Annotated in this window: 15 protein-coding genes, 4 tRNA genes and 1 pseudogene; 9 read left to right on the plus strand and 11 right to left on the minus strand. The window is 36.1% G+C overall.

Annotated elements, in window-relative coordinates; translation table 11 throughout:
* Window positions 1-120: 120 nt before the first annotated feature.
* On the plus strand, window positions 121-537 hold the full coding sequence (dksA, locus tag PVV64_RS05530; protein WP_273760134.1) for an RNA polymerase-binding protein DksA: 417 nt from the start codon (window positions 121-123) through the stop codon (window positions 535-537).
* A gap of 53 nt (window positions 538-590) precedes the next feature.
* Here dksA and PVV64_RS05535 read toward each other — a convergent pair whose 3' ends face one another.
* The gene (locus PVV64_RS05535) at window positions 591-1097 is read right to left on the minus strand and encodes a flagellar biosynthetic protein FliO (RefSeq protein WP_273760135.1); all 507 of its coding nucleotides are present in this window, start codon (window positions 1095-1097) and stop codon (window positions 591-593) included.
* A 210-nt stretch (window positions 1098-1307) separates the two neighbouring features.
* Here PVV64_RS05535 and PVV64_RS05540 point away from each other — a divergent pair, with 210 nt between their 5' ends.
* Window positions 1308-3848 (plus strand): response regulator, encoded by a 2541-nt coding sequence (locus PVV64_RS05540; protein WP_273760136.1) that lies wholly within the window; start codon window positions 1308-1310, stop codon window positions 3846-3848.
* 407 nt (window positions 3849-4255) lie between these two features.
* Here PVV64_RS05540 and purN read toward each other — a convergent pair whose 3' ends face one another.
* Entirely contained in the window at window positions 4256-4867 is a 612-nt protein-coding gene (gene purN / locus PVV64_RS05545; protein WP_273760137.1) for a phosphoribosylglycinamide formyltransferase, read from the minus strand.
* Window positions 4864-5949: a phosphoribosylformylglycinamidine cyclo-ligase gene (gene purM, locus PVV64_RS05550; RefSeq protein WP_273760138.1), complete on the minus strand. Its 1086-nt coding sequence runs from the start codon at window positions 5947-5949 to the stop codon at window positions 4864-4866. The genes purN and purM overlap by 4 nt, the downstream gene beginning before the upstream one ends.
* Window positions 5950-6105: 156 nt before the next feature.
* On the opposite strand from purM, the gene PVV64_RS05555 reads away from it, so the two are divergent.
* From PVV64_RS05555 to PVV64_RS05575, 5 genes are all read left to right on the plus strand, one after another.
* Entirely contained in the window at window positions 6106-7317 is a 1212-nt protein-coding gene (locus tag PVV64_RS05555) for an AI-2E family transporter (RefSeq protein ID WP_273760139.1), read from the plus strand.
* Window positions 7314-8003 carry a DnaA regulatory inactivator HdaA gene (gene hdaA / locus PVV64_RS05560; RefSeq protein ID WP_273760140.1) on the plus strand — a complete coding sequence of 230 codons (690 nt, stop codon included), beginning with the start codon at window positions 7314-7316 and terminating at the stop codon, window positions 8001-8003. Before PVV64_RS05555 ends, hdaA begins: the two co-directional genes overlap by 4 nt.
* A 657-nt stretch (window positions 8004-8660) precedes the next feature.
* Window positions 8661-8737 (plus strand) — tRNA-Pro (locus tag PVV64_RS05565).
* Between the two features lie 87 nt (window positions 8738-8824).
* Entirely contained in the window at window positions 8825-9130 is a 306-nt protein-coding gene (locus PVV64_RS05570; protein WP_273760141.1) for an ETC complex I subunit, read from the plus strand.
* Window positions 9131-9168: 38 nt separating this feature from the next.
* Window positions 9169-9245, plus strand: a tRNA-Arg gene (locus tag PVV64_RS05575).
* A 741-nt stretch (window positions 9246-9986) separates the two neighbouring features.
* On the opposite strand, the pseudogene PVV64_RS10510 reads toward PVV64_RS05575, so the two are convergent.
* From PVV64_RS10510 to PVV64_RS05595, 4 genes and pseudogenes are all read right to left on the minus strand, one after another.
* Window positions 9987-10173: pseudogene (locus PVV64_RS10510) on the minus strand (integrase); the annotation flags it as partial.
* An 802-nt stretch (window positions 10174-10975) separates the two neighbouring features.
* Window positions 10976-11050 (minus strand) — tRNA-Val (locus PVV64_RS05585).
* Window positions 11051-11146: 96 nt separating this feature from the next.
* Window positions 11147-11509 (minus strand): cell cycle two-component system response regulator CpdR, encoded by a 363-nt coding sequence (gene cpdR, locus PVV64_RS05590; protein ID WP_004858948.1) that lies wholly within the window; start codon window positions 11507-11509, stop codon window positions 11147-11149.
* A 780-nt stretch (window positions 11510-12289) separates the two neighbouring features.
* A complete protein-coding gene (locus PVV64_RS05595; protein ID WP_273760142.1) occupies window positions 12290-13207 on the minus strand; it encodes a serine aminopeptidase domain-containing protein in 918 nt (305 codons plus the stop codon).
* Window positions 13208-13490: 283 nt separating this feature from the next.
* Between PVV64_RS05595 and PVV64_RS05600 the strand changes: the two genes are divergently transcribed.
* Entirely contained in the window at window positions 13491-13949 is a 459-nt protein-coding gene (locus PVV64_RS05600) for an Hsp20 family protein (protein WP_273760143.1), read from the plus strand.
* A gap of 535 nt (window positions 13950-14484) precedes the next feature.
* Here the strand turns inward: PVV64_RS05600 and PVV64_RS05605 are convergent.
* Window positions 14485-14561: transfer RNA gene (locus tag PVV64_RS05605), tRNA-Pro, on the minus strand.
* A 633-nt stretch (window positions 14562-15194) separates the two neighbouring features.
* Between PVV64_RS05605 and sufA the strand changes: the two genes are divergently transcribed.
* Window positions 15195-15560: a Fe-S cluster assembly scaffold SufA gene (gene sufA / locus PVV64_RS05610; protein ID WP_273760144.1), complete on the plus strand. Its 366-nt coding sequence runs from the start codon at window positions 15195-15197 to the stop codon at window positions 15558-15560.
* Between the two features lie 74 nt (window positions 15561-15634).
* Here the strand turns inward: sufA and mazG are convergent, their stop codons facing one another.
* From mazG to PVV64_RS05625, 3 genes are read right to left on the minus strand one after another with little or no spacing between them, the layout of a single operon-like run.
* Window positions 15635-16450 (minus strand): nucleoside triphosphate pyrophosphohydrolase, encoded by an 816-nt coding sequence (gene mazG / locus PVV64_RS05615; protein WP_273760145.1) that lies wholly within the window; start codon window positions 16448-16450, stop codon window positions 15635-15637.
* 31 nt (window positions 16451-16481) lie between these two features.
* On the minus strand, window positions 16482-17411 hold the full coding sequence (locus tag PVV64_RS05620) for a lipid A biosynthesis lauroyl acyltransferase (RefSeq protein ID WP_273760174.1): 930 nt from the start codon (window positions 17409-17411) through the stop codon (window positions 16482-16484).
* A gap of 6 nt (window positions 17412-17417) precedes the next feature.
* Complete coding sequence (locus PVV64_RS05625; RefSeq protein ID WP_273760146.1) at window positions 17418-18446, minus strand: zinc-binding dehydrogenase; 1029 nt, start codon at window positions 18444-18446, stop codon at window positions 17418-17420.
* Between the last annotated feature and the right edge of the window lie 16 nt (window positions 18447-18462).

The following is an 18462-nucleotide window of genomic DNA, read 5'->3' on the forward strand; positions in this document are numbered from 1 at the left end:
AATATACTCCGTAGCTTTAAACACATTTTTAAGTAGATGGAAAAAGAATTTTACACTTGTGTTGCGTGGTGTTGCACAATATATAGTCCGCACATACCATATATTGGAGGTTTTTATGGCATGAGCGAAGAGATTGATCATCAATATCGCCCTAGTGAAGATGAGCCTTTTATGAATGAGCGACAAAAGGCATATTTTCGTGCTAAATTGGTTTCTTGGAAGAATGATATCTTAAGAGAAGCGCGTGAGACTTTAGAAAATTTGCAAGAAGAGAATGTTGGTCAACCTGATTTGACCGATAGAGCATCTTGCGAAACTGATCGTACGATTGAATTACGTGCTCGGGATCGTCAGAGGAAACTCATTTCAAAAATAGATGCTGCTTTGGAGCGCATTGATAATGGAACTTACGGTTTTTGTGAGGAAACTGGCGAGCCTATTAGTATAAAGCGTCTTGAAGCCCGCCCAATTGCAGTTTTATCGTTGGAAGCACAAGAGCGCCATGAACGACGAGAAAGAGTTTATCGCGATGATTAAAATTCTTTACAATGTTTGCCAAAGTGACATTCTTAGTACTGGAATTGAGTATTTCATTTGTTCTGAGAAGGGATAAATAAAGATGGCTCTTGCCGTCCTTCGATTTCAGCGGTGATTGCTGAATCTTCTACATGTTGCTTCATAAAAGAAGTGGTATTGTTGCTGTGCGTATGTTCTCTAGATCTTCTGTCTGTTGGACTGTTGCTTAGAGCAGTTTCTGTTGTTGATAATGTTGGCTGTGTGTCTTTCTTTTTTATGAGAGACGTACTGTTTATGTTGGCTTCGACAACAATATCTGTCAGTCCGCCAATAAGAAGCAAATGCTCTTTATTATCACAACGTACCAAAACAAGATGACGTGTACGATCGATAGCAATTGTTTCACAGAGAGTTAATCGCGGTGGACGCTTATTTCTATCGATACTGAGCCTCTTTCTCTTTAAACGGGTTACAAAGAGGATGATCATAGCAATAGCTGCGCATGTTATTATGAAAAATACAATGCTTGTAATTATGTTAGCGGCGGTTGTGCCTATTTGGTTTGATAACCAGATAACCATAAAATTTCTCCCATTTTAGAATGGAAATATTATTTTTTATTGAGACAGCTTTATAAAACATCTCAAAGAGGTTCTCTTAATAATACAAGAAAAAATCTTTTAACATTGAGTGATTTGTTTTGAGACGATATTATCATAGTATATACTCTATAACAACGGTTATAGAGGCAATTTGTCGCTAAGCAATAGCTATAATCAAGGCAAAGTGAGATGGATAAAGGTTTTGAGAATAGTGAAGGATCACTATCTTCTTCTGGATATCGAGGAGGTATGATTCTTAGTGTTGTTTTTATAATAGCTTTTCTCTTCATTTGGGGCGCTGTAAATCTTTTTTATCCACAGAGCTTTTTGCAAAAAATTGGAATGGCGTTTTTTTGGGCTTTGGCGGCTATAGGGGGAGCTGCACTTGTTTTGAGTGGAATAGGGGTTTTAAAATATCATGCCGTGCAACCGCACGATGAATGTGATCTTAATATTTTTAATAATAGCGATGATGCAATTATTGTCTCTGATTTAGCTGGTTTTGTTTATTATTCTAATCAAAATTACCGAAAAATTCTTACCTATAACCCTCAGTCCTCTTGTTATGGGGTTATCGCTGATCTTCCAGGCGCGGGGGCATTGGCGTATCGCTTAAAGGTTGCGGCGTGTCATCAGCTTGCCGCGCAAGAAGAGTTAAGAGTTGAACAAGCGATTTTTGCTCATTCTACACACAAAAGGGCTACTTGGTATAATATCTCTGTTCAGCCGATCACAAAGCAGGGAAAAAAGCTTTTATTTTGGCGTATTGCTGATATTTCGCATTTGCAGGAGTATCGTGAGGTTTTTTTCTCTCATCTTCAAGAGGCGATCAATCATTTAGATCAAGCACCTGTTGGTTTTTTATCCGTGAATGCACAAGGAACAGTTCTTTACGCAAATGCGATTTTTGCTGAGTGGTTTTCAATTGATTTAGCAAATTTTTCTGTCGGTCAATATAGTTTTGATCAGTTACTGAAAAGTGTTGGAGAAAAAAGTACATGGAGTGATATTTGTTTGCAAAACAACAAATATCAAAGTTCAGGATACCCTTTGCCTTATAGGTTTTCATTATGTTGCAATGCACAGAGCAGTGTTAAAAAAATATTGAATTGTTTTATGTGTGTTTCTTCTCTTTCCGAGGATGAGGATATTTATCGTATTGTGATCATTCCACAGCAAATACAAAAGCAAGAGAATGATGATCAATTAAAATTACCCAGTGTCTTCGTAGAATATTTTAATGCAAGTCCCTTTGCAATAGCGGTGGTGGATCAAAAAGGTCAATGCGTTTATATGAATAATGCCTTTTCATCATTGATGGGATGTACAGACAAAACTCTCAATCTTTATAATGTGATATCTCGTCGCGATCATGCACTGTTAGAACGCGCATTTCAGAAAATGACCACAAATAAAAATGATACAGTTCTAGAGACCGTTTTGGCAGATAATGAAGAACGCCATTTGCGTCTTCATATTATGCCTATAAAATCGTATTATGATGATCTTTTACAGGATTTTGTCATTATCTCTGTTATAGAAACAACAGAACACAAAACACTTGAAGATAGAATGATGCAAAGTCAGAAAATGCAAGCTGTTGGACAATTGGCTGGTGGTATTGCACATGACTTTAATAACGTTTTAACAGCAATTTTGATGTCTTGCGATCTTCTTTTAAATACGCACCGTAGTTCTGATCCTGCTCATGCGGATCTTATCAATATTAAAAATAATGCTAATCGTGCAGCGGCACTTGTACAACAATTACTCGCCTTTTCTAGAAAGCAAACGCTTCGACCTGAAGAAGTTGATTTTACAGACTTTTTATCAGATATTCGCAATCTTATTTTACCTCTTTTAGGGAATAATATTCAGCTAAAAATTATTCATGGAAGAGATTTATGGAGCGTTGAAGTTGATCAAGCATCTTTCCAGCGTGTGATTATGAATTTGGTTATTAATGCACGTGATGCTATGCCCAATGGAGGAGTGGTTACGATTGCAACAAATAATATTACAAAACAACAGAGTGCTGAATTTGACCATGTTGGTTGTGGAATTGGTGAGTATGTGCAATTGACTATTTCAGATACAGGGACCGGTATATCATCTGCTGTACAAGAAAAAATGTTTGAACCATTTTTTACAACAAAAGAAGTGGGAAAAGGAACTGGGCTTGGTTTATCAATGGTTTATGGAATTATCAAGCAGACAGGTGGTTATATTTATTGTGAGAGTAGAGAGGGTGAAGGAGCAACATTTCATATTTTTCTTCCTCGTTATATTCCTTATAAGAGTGGAAAAATTTCCCCACAGATTGAAAAAGCTGAAGAGCAAGAAAAAAATACAGATTTAACAGGATCTGCAACTGTTTTGTTGGTTGAAGATGAAGATGCTGTCAGAATGGGGGGTGTAAGAGCGCTGCAAATGAGAGGATATACTGTTTTAGAGGCAGAAAGTGGAGTGGAAGCCCTCGCCATTCTTGAGGAAAATAATGGGAAAATTGATATCATTGTTTCTGATGTGGTGATGCCAGAAATGGATGGCCCAACCTTGCTCAAGGAAGCACGTAAAAATTATCCCGATATCAAATTTCTTTTTGTTTCTGGATATGCAAAAGATGCATTTGCTAAAAATCTTCCTCAAGATGCTATTTTTGGTTTTTTATCTAAACCATTTACACTCAAACAATTAGCTTTAACAGTTAAAGAAACACTTGCACAATAAAATCAAAAGTTATGCAATAGGGTAAGGGATGTAAAAGTTTATACATTAGGTGTTTTTGTAAGCATAGAGAAAAATATTAAAGTGGGGGGCATAGTACCTATGGAGTTAAGCACGTGAAGTGGTCAGTTGTGGGGAGCTGCAAAAAAATTTAGATCGTTTATAGACTGTAGTGTTCAGAATCAGCGTTCTTTAGAGTGGGGAGAAGGACGTTATTTTAAGATTGTTAGGCAAAAATCGAAAAATCCTGAAAAGATAAACAATAGGCGTAAAATTATTAAAGAGAATAAGTAACAGTCATTTGGGTAACCGTTAGCAATTTAAAGAAGACTACAGATTCCGCAAGAAGATTATTCGTGGAGAAAATGGTTTCTCTTATGTTGAAATATCGAAAACACTCAATAAAATATTCAAAAGGATAAAAGTTGTTGCTGGTTATCTACAGTTTTGTTTTCTCCTTCAATGAAGTTTTTTAAAGCCAGCGGATAGAGGATATGCTCTGCTTTAAGAACTCTCTGCGCTAAGCTTTCAATTGTATCACTTAGGAAAACTGGAACGGCCGCTTGAGCAAGAATTTTTCCTGCATCCATGTCTTCTGTAACAAGATGAATAGTGCAACCACTGATTTTAACTCCTGCTTGTAAAACTCTTTCATGTGTATTTAAACCTTTAAATGAAGGTAAAAGAGAAGGGTGAATGTTTAAAATTCGCCCTTCATAAAGTTTTACAAAACGTGATGAGATGAGGCGCATATAACCTGCAAAACAGAGCAGGTCTGGCTGATGTTGAGCGAGAACTGTGAAGATTGCTTCTTCATGGGCTTCTTTTGTTGGATAGCTTTTGCGATCAACAACATGAACAGGTAGGTTATGGTGACAAGCTTTTTCAATGCCAGCGGCGTGAGGATTATCACAAATAATTGCAACAATTTCAGCAGGGTATTCTTTTTGTTTACAGGCATTGGCAAGGGCAACCATATTAGATCCGTTGCCAGAAATAAAAACAACAATTCGTTTTTTCATAAGTAAAGCACACCTTTGTAGAGTATTCCTTTATCTTGGCGTTTTGTTAAAACGCCAAGGTTGGTAACGCTTTCTCCTCGCATTTCAAGTTCTTGCGTAATTTTTTCAACTGCTTGTTGCGCTACAATAACAATCATACCAATGCCGCAATTGAATGTTCGTAGCATTTCTGTTTTCTCTATTTTACCTTGTTTGGCAATCCATGAGAAGACGGGGGGAACATGAATGTTAGAAAGATTGATTTCAGCGCAGAGAGAAGAGGGAAGGACCCGTGGGATATTTTCAGGAAAGCCACCACCGGTGATATGTGCAAGAGCTTTGATTCCTTGGTAACTTCGCATAATAGGAAGAAGAGATTTTACATAAATGCGTGTTGGTGTGAGAAATGCTCTCCCAAGGTTCATTTGAGGATTAAACGGGGCTGAATCTTCCCATTTGAGAGAGCTTTCTTGAACGATTCGCCTGACAAGAGAAAAGCCATTGGAATGAACTCCAGATGCGTTAAGACCTAAAATGATATCACCTTCTGTAAGGTCTTTTGAAGGGAGTAATGCGCCACGTTCACATGCTCCTACAGCAAAACCAGCTAAATCATAATCTCCTTGTGCATACATACCTGGCATTTCTGCAGTCTCTCCTCCAATAAGGGTTGTGCCTGCTTGTTTACATCCTTCAGCAATACCGGAAATGATTGCAGTACCTTGTTCAGGATCAAGCTTACCCGTTGCGAAATAATCGAGAAAAAAGAGAGGTTCCGCACCTTGTACGAGTAAATCATTCACACACATAGCGACAAGATCAATTCCCACAGTATCATGGATACCTACTTCAATGGCAATTTTTAATTTTGTTCCCACCCCGTCATTCGCAGCTACAAGAATGGGATCTGTGAAGCCTGCTGCTTTTAAATCAAAAAGTCCACCAAAACCACCAATTTCTCCATCGGCTCCTGTGCGTTTTGTTGTGCGTATTAAGGGTTTAATTTTTTCTACCATAGCATTGCCCGCATCAATGTTTACACCGGCTTTTGCGTAGGTAAGACCACAGTTGGATTTATCATTTATGATATCTTGATTGCTCATTGGAGCCTTCCTTATGAAAAATCAGGTTTTAATGTTATGCAATGCCATGATAGAGTGATCTCTGCAAGAGATATTGATAAGAAAATAAGCAACTTTACTTGTAGCTTATGGTGAAGAAGTTTATAATCTTTGTGAAGAGTTTTTTTAGGATATTTTATGAGCAAGATATCAGATAATCACGGACAATCTTCTTGGCAGCTTATGAAAAAAAAAGTGAGTGAGAATGGTTCTCGTGACCGTTATAAGACTTATGTACCAGCGTATACTCAAATACCGTTACCAAATAATATGAAAAAACAAATTTTTTTCTGGCTTGGTACATTGTTTTTTTTCATTCTTTTTATGTTTGTTTTTGGATCCATTTTGCTTCCTTTTGTAGCAGGGATTGTGTTGGCTTATTTTCTTAATCCTATTGTTCAATTGCTTGAAAAATTTGGTATTCGTCGTGCTTTTGGTACTATCCTCATTACTGTGTTAATTCTTGTTGTTTTTGTTGCTGCTTTAATTATTTTGATTCCTATTATCAGTTGGCAAATACAACAATTTGTGAGTCATGGTTTACCCGTTTATATTAATCGTATTCAAACTTTTTTCGTTGAGCATGATTTTGATTGGGTGAGGCGCTATTTTGGGAGTGATCCAAATGAATTACAGAGTAACATTAAAGGACTTTTAGGCAAAAGTTCTGACTTTATTACCTCTCTCTTAAATTCACTTTTAAAGTCAGGAAAATCTATCGTTAATCTTGTCAGCCTATTTGTCGTGGCACCTGTCGTGACGTTTTACATGCTCTTAGATTGGCCCCGTATGGTTGCAACAATTGATTCGTTGATACCGCGCGATCATCTTGAAACTGTTCGTAGTATTTTTCATGAAATGGATAGAGCTATCGCTGGTTTTGTTCGTGGACAAGGAACAGTTTGTCTCATATTAGGAGGATATTATGCTATTGGTCTCACTATCACGGGACTCAATTTTGCTCTTTTGATTGGTATGTTTATTGGTCTTATCAGCTTTGTTCCTTATATTGGTACAATGAGTGGCTTTATACTTTCTGTTGGTGTTGCGTGGGTTCAATTCTATCCAAATAATTGGGGGGGAATTGTTGTTGTGGTGGTTCTTTTTTTAATTGGGCAATTTGTTGAAGGCTACATTCTCCAACCAAAACTTGTGGGGTCATCCGTCGGATTACATCCAGTGTGGTTGATGTTTGCACTTTTTGCTTTTTCTTCACTTTTTGGTTTTACTGGTATGCTCGTTGCTGTTCCTGCTGCTGCAGCTGTTGCTGTTTTGGTTCGTTTTGCTCTTCATACGTATCTTAATTCTCAGATGTATTCGCGAAGTGGAAATTCGGAGTCCCTAGAATGAACGGGCGTGAAACGCAATTACCTTTAAACTTTCCTTATAATCCGATTTTTCGCTTCGATGATTTAGTGGTGACGGAAAGCAATCGTATGGCTTTTCAGCTTATTGATCATTGGCCAAATTGGGCTTTCCCTATTGCAGTTTTGGTTGGACAAGAAGGATCTGGAAAGACGCACTTTTCTAGCGTATGGCTGCAAAAAACGAATGCTTTAAGTGTTCATCGCAATGAAATTGATCAAGCTGTTGCTATGGCTTCTCTAGGGCGAGCATGTTTAATTGAAGATATTGATGCGGGGGAAATTAGTGAGACAGGGCTCTTTCATTTGATGAATAGTGTTAAGCAAGCAAATCTTGATAAACGTCAGGCTACTTTGTTGATAACTGCTCGGACAAGACCATCAGCATGGGATTTAAAGTTAAATGATTTAAAAAGTCGTCTTAATTCAGTTGTATTGGTTGCGATTCATCAGCCTGATGACGCATTGTTAACAGCTGTTGCGTTCAAACTTTTTTCCGATAAGCAGATTATTGTTCATCCGGATGCTGTTTCTTATCTTGTAAGTCGTTGTGAACGTTCTGTATTCGCACTGAGGCGTGTTATTGATTCTGTTGATCGGTTAACATTAGAACGAAAGCGCAAAGTAACGCGTGCTATCATTAGTGAAGTCCTTAATATGGAAATTCAATGAATGTTTTTTTAGTATAGCTCAAACTTGTTCATAAAAAAGCTGCTGTTCTATTTGTTGTGCTACTGTCGTCAATAGAAATGTGGTTATTTAAGCATTTGCTTTTTTGACATCTGTCTAAAGTGAATAAGCAGTGTGTTTTTATCTATCTGTTTCTCGCACGGATAGTGTTTTTTATGAGCTTTTTTATCATTTAAGAAAAATATTTATTTTTTAGTTTAGTGTTGCTCTTGTTAGAAAAGCGTAGAATTGAAAAAAAAGTGATCAGGTAGAGAGAATAATAGAAGGTTTTTAATTTTTTTATGATTCGTTCTGAGAATCCCATGAAAAAAGCTGGAATTTTATAGTTTTTGTGATGCGAAGTGAGCGCGGTAGAATCATATTTATGAGATGTTTTTGATGTCATGAAAATCATTTTTGAAATGATATAATATTGAGAGTTTTCATAGAGAATTGAATTGTTATTCACCTCAATTGATTTCCTTTTTTGATGGATATTGTTTTTTTATTTTTGTCAATGAATCTTTCAAAGAAGAGAAAAAAAACTAAAAAAGTTCTTTTTTGTAAAGAAATACAATAAAATTTTTTAAAAAACGTGTTTTTCTCTTGCACTTCTGTCGTGAAAATTTTAGGGAATGTGTATCAAATAAATATAAATGGCGGAGCGTAGCGCAGCCTGGTAGCGCACCTGATTTGGGATCAGGGGGTCGTAGGTTCGAATCCTATCGCTCCGACCATATTTGATTTTATGTGAGGGAATGCTACAATCGGTGCGTGGTGAGGAATTATCATTCAAGTGTTGTGTAGTCTAAAGGAAACTAACTATGATTGCACGTATTTATAGTCCTGCAAAGACGGCTATGCAGTCAGGTAAAAGGAATACTGGATTTTGGATTTTGCAATATGAGCCATCACAGGCAAAAATGCTTGAGCCTCTTATGGGATATACGGCAACCGCTGATGTAAGTAGTCAGATAAAAATCCATTTTAAGAGCAAGGAAGAGGCGATTGCTTTTGCAGACAAAAATGCTATTCCTTATCGTGTAGAGAGAGCGCATAGATCGATTCGGCGTGTTGTCTCTTATTCTGATAATTTTCGTAGTGATAGGCAGCAACCTTGGACGCATTAAGTTTAAGGGTGTTGTGGCAATGGAGAGAATAATCAGTTGGTCCCGTAGCTCAGCTGGATAGAGCAACGGCCTTCTAAGCCGTGGGTCACAGGTTCGAATCCTGTCGGGATCACCATGTTCAAATGATATCAATAGTTTATCAAAAGTTCAGGAATTTATGTTCTTTTGATTCTATGAATTTGTTTTCCTACATACTCCGAACCTTTTGAAAGTTTTTATTGATTCGATTGCTCAGTTTTTTCTATTGGATATTTTTGTATAAAGTTAATGCTAGGCTGTTTTTTGTTTAGCCGAAAAGTGCTTGAAGTGGTGATACGGTAGCTCCCCTCTGTTGATAGTAAGCAGGTGTTCTGCTCATTTTCTCAAGATCATGTGCTGATTTATTGATTCCTGCTTGATTACACGCTGTACGAAACAGGTTGCCAAAACTCTCTTTGATAGGCTTATTTCCACTTTTCCCAAAAATGAATATTTTATCACTTAGGGAAGCAATTTAAAGGTTTTCTGCTTATTTCGCTAAAATAGGAAAAAATAGCTGTTTTAAATTGGCTTTTTCTATTGTGAGATGGATGATATGGATCTTTGATAACTTTTTAGTTTATCCTAACTGTATCATCATAGAAAAAATATAAAGGGTATCAATTCAGATAAGCTTATGCGGGGGGCTAACTGTTCAGAAACAGGGCAATATTAGTTAATATCTTTTTTTCTGACCATAGCACAGAAATCCTTCTGCCTTTAGGAAAGGTAGGCGATTTATATTCAAGGCAGAATTTTTGTTTAAAAGAGTATTATCAAACGCTCAATTAAAAAGATTTTTTAAATAATGGAGATTGCGTATTGCATCACGCTTTTATTTTTCACGGTCTTTAATGGGGGAACACTCCTCATGCAAAACAGAACGCTACCCAGTTAGGGCACATTCATCTTTTTTAAAGAGACATCTTTTAAGGCACCCAAGTTCATTTCACGACGGCGTTTGTGGAGGGTATAATGGTAAATCCATTGTGAGCATCGCCATTTTTATGCTTGTGCAATAACAAGCTGGCACCATCATACTATTTTCCAACCTCCAATGTTGCTACAGCTCTTGGCACCTAAGACCATTCATCAGAGTTATTTTATTCCTTTCTTGTACAATTTTTATCCACACACTCATCCCGCTTGTGATGTGTAAGCGAGTGATTTTGATTGATTTAATATGGGAAAGGCTTGAAATGAGAGAATCTTATGGTATTAGAGGTTCTAATTCAATCATGAATAACGATAGATTGTTATTATAAATCAATTACTTGTAAGATATTAAAGATCTCTTTTAAGTAGAGAAAGGGGGGGAATGTAATGTTATTATATCTCCATATTGGAACAGAGCAAAAATATTTTTATTTCTTTCGATCAGCATTTTCAAACTAAATGAGAGCAAAAAGCCATTCTTACTTGAGAGCTTTTGTTGTTATCAAAACGGAAAAAATTCTGGTTCGTTGTAGTTCTTATCGATAATAAAGAATATCTTTCTTAAAAGATCCACTGCTATGAGATTCAGCTTAATAGGTTGAATTAGACAACAGCAATGTTCTTGAGAAGACAAGAAAATACTAATGGTAAAATTTCTATAATAAAACTCTCTGATTCATTTAGCGGTAAAATTGTTGGTATGTTGGTTAGAACATTGCATAGTGCTTCATAATAGGATTGAATAAAATGCAAAGAATTATCAGAAAAAGTTGTTAAAAAGGACGCACTGTGGCGTGTTGGAGGATCCTAGTCCTATAGTTTTATTTTAGGTGTCCCGTACCTTTTAAAAGAGACAATAACTTAATAGTTTATCTAGGATATAAAACTAAATGGTGGGCGTGACAGGGATTGAACCTGTGACCCCTACGATGTCAACGTAGTGCTCTCCCGCTGAGCTACACGCCCACTTAATGAAGTTGCATACACCACATAGAATTTCAAACGTCAATGCCTAATTTAATTTTCTCTTTATCAGACACGAATAATTTGGAAAAATGCCCTTTAAGCCGCTATCAGTATTTTTTCAACCTCATTCACGAGTTCACGCAGATGAAACGGTTTAGAAAGTACTTTTGCATCAGGTGGAGCATCGCTATTTGAATTGAGTGCAACTGCTGCAAATCCTGTAATAAACATTACGCGTAAGTCAGGATCAATTTCAGTAGCACGTCGTGCTAGTTCAATACCATCCATTTCTGGCATTACAATATCAGTAAGGAGAAGGGAAAAGGGTTCTTCTTGTAAACGTTCATATGCGCTAGCACCATTATCGAAATCAGCGACTTCGTAGCCTGCACGCTCTAAAGCTTTTGCTAGAAAGCGGCGCATATCGTTATCATCTTCTGCAAGCAGGATTCGTTTCATGATTATGTTCCAATGGCTCCATTTGTCAGAGTTTTTTGCCACACCAATTATATAATAGAGAGTATTTATAAAAAAGATGATAAAATGCTCATAATTGGAATGAATGGCAAAATGGTTAATTCTTACATTCTTGTCAAGAATATAGTAGATTGGTTGTGAGTTGGTTAAATTCAAAATGTATGTGGCGTTGAAATAAAAACGCTATGTGTGAATATCTTAAACGCAATTAATCGTAATTTCTTTTTCTTTTTCATTTTTCTCATGCTTAATCACAGCGTTTTTTAGGTATTTACGTGAATATTCACTTTATAAATATCTATATGGGAAATCGAGAGAAGTATTATATTGATTTGCTGTGTTTAAGTTTGAGAAGTTATACGACAACATATAATTATATTTGTTTTTCGTAGGTCTTTATAGAGAGATACATTAGAAAAATAACTTGGTTTATTAAAATCTTTATAAATAAAATCAATCTCTTAAAGAAGAAAAAATACAATAGCTACAAACACAATTTTGATAATTTATTGAGAATATTGCATCATCTTATATCAAAGATTTTACTGAATGTTGCTATTATTTATTATACGTTTATAATTTTGCATAATTACCCAATTTTGTATCTCAAATAACCGATTGTTTTTTACAGAAGTTCAAATATTAAACTTTTAATTGTATAAACAAAGCTTTAAAGAAAATTCTGTAACACGCTCACATTTCTACTTTGAAAAGCAGTATATTTTACTCTCTGACATCAAATTATGGTTCTATTAAGAAATGTTATTTCACGGATATATCCGCGGAAATAAATGCATCAAATGCAGCCCAAAACTGTTTTTTGTAATTTTCTTCATGCATGATTGTATTAAGTTCGGCACCTGTAACGGTGATACTGTCTGTTAAACGTATTTGTTGACATAATTGTCGCACTTCAATGTTGTTGGTCATATTGTTTTGATTGGCGAGGATAAACAGTATTGGAATTTTTAAATGCCCATGAAGGATATTTTTTTTCATGGAATCAATTGCATTAAGTACGGATGCCATCCATTGCGATGTTGGAGGCTTGATAGAGGAGAAGGGTGCTTTATAAGCGCGTTCCAATTGTCTATTTGTTTGTTGTGTTTGTTTGAATTTTTTCCCACCTTTAGCTGGTAAAAAGCCAAGACCTATATCAGAAAGAAATTGTGTTAATTTATGTTGAAAGCCGTTTGTTTTATTGCCTAAAGGGGCAAAAGGGGGAGAAACACAAAGCATTTTGTTAAACTGATGGTTAAGAAGATCCAATCCACTCAATGCTATCAAACCACCTATACCATAGGTTAGCATATAGTAAGGTGGTGGACAGTCAGGGTATACAATTTTTTTAAGAAATTCATCTAAGTCATTTATATCATTGTTAATATCAAAATAATGATGTCGTTTTTGTTTTTTTGTCTTAAGTGGTGATTTTTCTCGACCAAACCAGTCAAATATTGCTGTATGAAAACCACGTTTAGATAGTTCATTCATTAATAAAAAATATTCTTCTAAAATGTTTGCATAGCTTTCGAGAATAACGACTGTTCCCTTAGATTTTTCTCTTTCAGGATATGTTAGGGCAAAACGAATTTTGCGATTTGTAGCTATTTTAAGGTAGCTATGACAGATATTGGGAGGGGTGGGATTGCAGTTTGTAGGATAAAGAGGTGTTTCCAATTTACATCCTTTGCTGTGTATTTTTGTAACTTAGTACAAAATGAGATAACGAGAGGACTAAAATATTTATGTAATGATGAAGATGAGTTAGGCAAATAATTATATTGCTTTTTATGTATTTTTATAAACTTAAATTACAAAACCGTTGAAATATTATAGAATGACTACCAGATAAATAGTGCGGTCGCCATAATGGGACTGTGGGTTCATGGGAAAGTTGGCCATTTGGAAACTTTGTGAACCAATTTATAAATTATAGTCGCTCTAAAGGAGGGCAATGTTTATGCGTCAAGTAGATTTTTCACCATTTTATCGTTCCACAGTAGGTTTTGATCATCTTTTTAACTGGTTTGATTCTAGGACACAACCTGATGATGTCTCTTCCTATCCACCCTATAATATCGAGCGTTTAACCGAAGATTCTTATAGAATTTCTATGGCTGTTGCGGGCTTCTCTCAAGATGAAATCGATATCGAAACGCATTGTAACCAGCTGATTATTAAGGGGGAAAGAAAACCTGAAGATGATGATAAAGAACGGGAGTTCCTTTATCGAGGTATTGCTTCGCGTGCTTTTGAGCGGCGTTTTCATTTGGCGGATCATGTTAAAGTTATCGGAGCAGAACTTGGCGATGGTCTTCTTCATATTCAGCTTAAAAGAGAAATGCCTGCTGAGCTAAAGCCTAAAAAAATAACTGTGCAGACATCATCATCATCCGTCATGCAAAATGATAACACCTAGTAGACCTAAAGTGCATTTAGCTGAGAAAGCTAAGTGATGATAGATTCCTTGGAATAATAAGGTAACGCGAGGCTTTTGTCTCGCGTTTTTAATGTCTTTGATTAAAAGAAAGACTTTTTACTCTTTATTCTCAATTTATGATAATCCTCCCATGATATATCACGGTAAGTTGAGGAAGTAGAACTGTTTTTAAACTTCATCTCTGCATAATGGAAGAATAATTTAATTCACAAAAGAGGCATATGTGTATTTGTAGATGGCTCACTGTGTTTAAATGAGAGAGAAAAATTTATTAGAGAAAAGTGATAATTTATTGGTTTCATAACTATTTTTTACCTTCAAATGAGAATTTTTTAGGCAGGGTATGAAATCTAAAAATCAAAAAGAGGGTAAAATGGTAAAACCAAGATCTGCTAAAAAGTGAGGGAAAGCTTTGAAAAAATGAATTGCTACAAATGAGCTACCAAAATATGCCAAACTAGATGATAGCCACAAATAACCTCACTCTGTATTGACTTGAAAGTTCCTCCGAAAATGGTCGGAGCGGCGGGATTTGAACCCACGACCCCTTGACCCCCAGTCAAGTGCGCTACCAAGCTGCGCTACGCTCCGAATTGTATAAAACGACTAAACGACTGTCTCTTTAAAGGCAAGAGAAAAGTGAAGAGAAATAAAATCTAAAATACTCTTGCTCTTTAAAAAGCTTACGTTTGTAAAGCGAAATTTTGTACTTCAATAGTTTTTGTTCATTAAATTGTTCAGTCTTTAGTTTCATTGATGTATGGTGTTATATGTACATATGCATCGAATTATTTTACGCGTTTTGTGGAGACATAAGGTAAATTTCCCTATGCATAGAAACATATTCATTTTTTAATATTTAAGAGGATTTCGTAAAGACGGGAGTAATGATGATAGATTTTTAAGGCTTTTGTTTGTTCATCAGGAATTAAAAAAAAGATAACCATTTTATAAATGCAATGGTAAATCTATGACATTGAAAGTTTTTCTTTATTTTTGATTTTATAAAAAAGCATTTTGTATCAGATATAAGAGCTATAAAATAAAAATCTCAGATTGCACAATCATAAATCTAAATTGTTAAATATGAGGCTTTTATTCCGATGAGAAAAAATCAAAACATTCAATTTATATCTTGTGGATTTATTTCTCATATACCAGATAAATAGAACGTTGGAGATAGAATGCTCTAAATATCTTTATTGAGTAAGAAAAGAGTAGATAATGAGCCGTTTTTCGGTAATAACTTTAACAGAAGCTGCAGTAGAACGTGTTAAAACGATTATGGATGCAAAAGATGCGCGGGGTATTCTGATTGGCATCAAAAAAGGTGGTTGTGCGGGTATGGAATATACCATTACTCTTGTAAAAGAAGAGAAATTAGATGCAGATGTTGTCGAAGTAGATGGGGCTCGCGTTTTTATAGCACATGATGCCGTGTTATTTTTATTAGGAACACAGGTCGATTATGAAGTGACAACACTTCGATCTGGGTTTGTGTTTAAAAATCCTAATCAAGTTTCAGCATGTGGGTGTGGGGAATCGGTAGAACTTCGTCCTGCCTTGCAAAATCAGTTCAATAACATATAAAGCCAGTTGAGCGCTGTAAGATCTCATCGAGTGATTCAAGCGATCATTTTGTAGGTTTGTGAAACCGATCTTTTTTATCTCTCCATTTTAGCCTTATTCCAAAGTTCTTCCATTTCATTCAAGGATGTTTCAGCCAATGTTTTAGATCGCATGGATAGGCTTTCTTCAATATAGGTAAAGCGATTGCGAAATTTTGTATTTGTCTTTTTTAATGCTTTTTGTGAATCAATATTGAGGTGGCATGCAAGATTCAGCAAAACAAAATAAAGATCACCGAATTCTGCTTCTATATCTGATATTTTATTATCTCGGATTGCTTCTTTGAGTTCATGGAGTTCTTCTTCAATTTTTGCAAAAATCTTATGACTCTCACGCCAATCAAACCCGACTTTTGCAGCCTCTTTTTGTAAGGCGAGCGCTTCTTGATCTGCTGGCTGGATTTTTTTTACTTTTGCAAGAATGCTTTTTGTCACATCCTCTGATATATTTGCTTCTTTGCTGCTTTTTTTCTGCCATTCTATTTTTTTAATATGTTCCCATTCTTCTGCTATAAACCCCCGTTTTCTTTGTTCCGCATTACCAAAAACATGAGGATGACGGCGAATCATTTTTTGGGTGATTGCGTAAACAACATCTTCAAAAGTAAAGCTTCCTTCTTCTTGAGCGATTGTAGCATGATAGACAACCTGTAAAAGAAGATCACCAAGCTCTTCGCAAAGGTCTGTTTTGTTTTTTCGTTCAATGGCATCGATAACCTCATAAACTTCTTCGAGCATATAGGGTATGAGAGATTCGAATGTTTGTTTTATATTCCAGACGCATCCGCTCTCACGATTTCGTAATGCTGTAACAATTGCTATAAGAGTATTAATATCTTTTGAGGCGATCATTTATGCCTCTCCTATAAGGCTTATGGATATATCAATCATCCCAACGTCTGTGTAACCATGTCCATTGTCCTGGATATTCACGCACCCAACTTTCAACAATATCATTTAATTTTTGCGTGGAAGCGGCTATATCAATTTCATTTTTTTCATCAAGTGGGAGTTTTACACGTTCATATAATTCTAAACGATGACGCCCTCCAGAAAGACGGATACAACGTGCTGGATAAATATCACAATTATATTGACGAGCAAGTTTTATAATTAAAGGATTTGTTTTAAGTGGTCTCTTAAAAAATGTTCCTAAAATACCACGGCGAAATTTTTGATCAACAAGCATACCAACGTTTTTACCTTCTGCTAACTTGGCTGCTAATGCCCAAGCTGCACCAGCTTTGGATGGAACAAGATGCCCCATGGACGTTTTCCGAGCTTTAAGAACCCGTTTGGCAATATAGGGATTATTGGGTGGTCTAAATAACACTGTCACATTAAGATCAAAACTTTGCGCGCATATAGGAAGGAGTTCGAAATTTCCGGTATGTGCTGTGAAAAAAATATGCGGTTTTTTTTCATTTTTTAATCGTTGAAATATTTCAATACCTTTAACCTCAATAAAACCTGGTTGGTCTGCATGAGGATCAAAATCAAAAATTTTATCCAGAAAAATATATTCAGCCAAAAAACATCCTATATTCTCCCACATTTCCATTGCAATTGCTTGGAGTTCTGCTTCGGTTTTTTCTGGATACGCAGCTCTAAGATTAGCAAGAGCGATTTGATGACGATGTAGAAGGGGACCAAATGTTTTTGCCAGCCAAGAAAAGAAAGAAACTCCAATATTGACTGGAAAATATTTTAAAAGAGACAGAGAACCAATGAGAAAATATCCCCATAAAAAATAAAACAATTTTTTTGCTATTATTTTAATATGATAAATAAAATTTTTAATATAAAACTTCATCATAACTTAATCAATTTTAAGAATAATTTTACCAAAAACATCACGGCTTTCCATGCGTTTTAAAGCTGTATCAATTTCATCAAATCCAACAATTGTATCAATGACAGGGTGCACAATGCCCTGTGCCATTTTCTGCATGGCGTTTTGCATATTTTCTATACGACAACCAAATGAACCGAATATTTTCAGTTGTTGTTGGAATAAATGCATAAGATTAAGTGGTGCTGTAACTCCAGAAGTAGAACCACAAGTTACCAAGCGTGCTCCTCGTTTCATACACAACAGAGAACCATTCCATGTATCGGCTCCCACATGTTCAAAAACAACATCAACCCCTTGTTTTTTGGTTAATTTGCGTACAATCCCTTCAAAACGATCTTTACGGTAGTTAATAACGTGATCTGCACCAAGCGATTGTGCTTTTGCCATTTTTTCATCGGAACCTACAGTTGTGATGACTGTACATCCTTTCTGTTTGGCGAGTTGAATAGCTGCTGAGCCAATACCAGAACCACCAGCCTGTATCAGAATTGTTTCGCCTTCTTGTAGTTTTGCATTATCAAAAAGCATATGTTCTACAGTGCCAAAAGTAATAGGAGCAACAGCTGCTTGCAACGCCTCACACTTTGCAGGGGCAGGAACCAATAGACGTGCTGGCAAATTAACAAGTTCACAGGCAAATCCATCAAGATGAAAACCGTAGACGCCTTTTACTTGACTGCAAAGATTATCACGTCCTTCACCACAAGCTTGGCATATTCCGCAGGTTTGTGCACCATAAATTGAGACAATCTGTCCAAGTTGCAAATTTTTAACATTACTTCCCAGTTGAATTACTTCACCAGAAGCTTCTGCACCAATGATGAGTGGCATTTTTCTTTTAGCAAAAGCCATACCACGCCAGCCCCATACATCAATATGATTAAGAGCAACAGCTTTTATACGGACAGTTACCTCATCGGAAGGAGGAGGTGGTGGTGGAGCAATATTGGTGAGTTCAAGCTGGCGCTCATTTAAGAGTTGCAGTGCACGCATTATTATCCCTCTTTAA

This window comes from Bartonella sp. ML70XJBT.G, from assembly GCF_028618575.1.
GTDB lineage: Bacteria > Pseudomonadota > Alphaproteobacteria > Rhizobiales > Rhizobiaceae > Bartonella.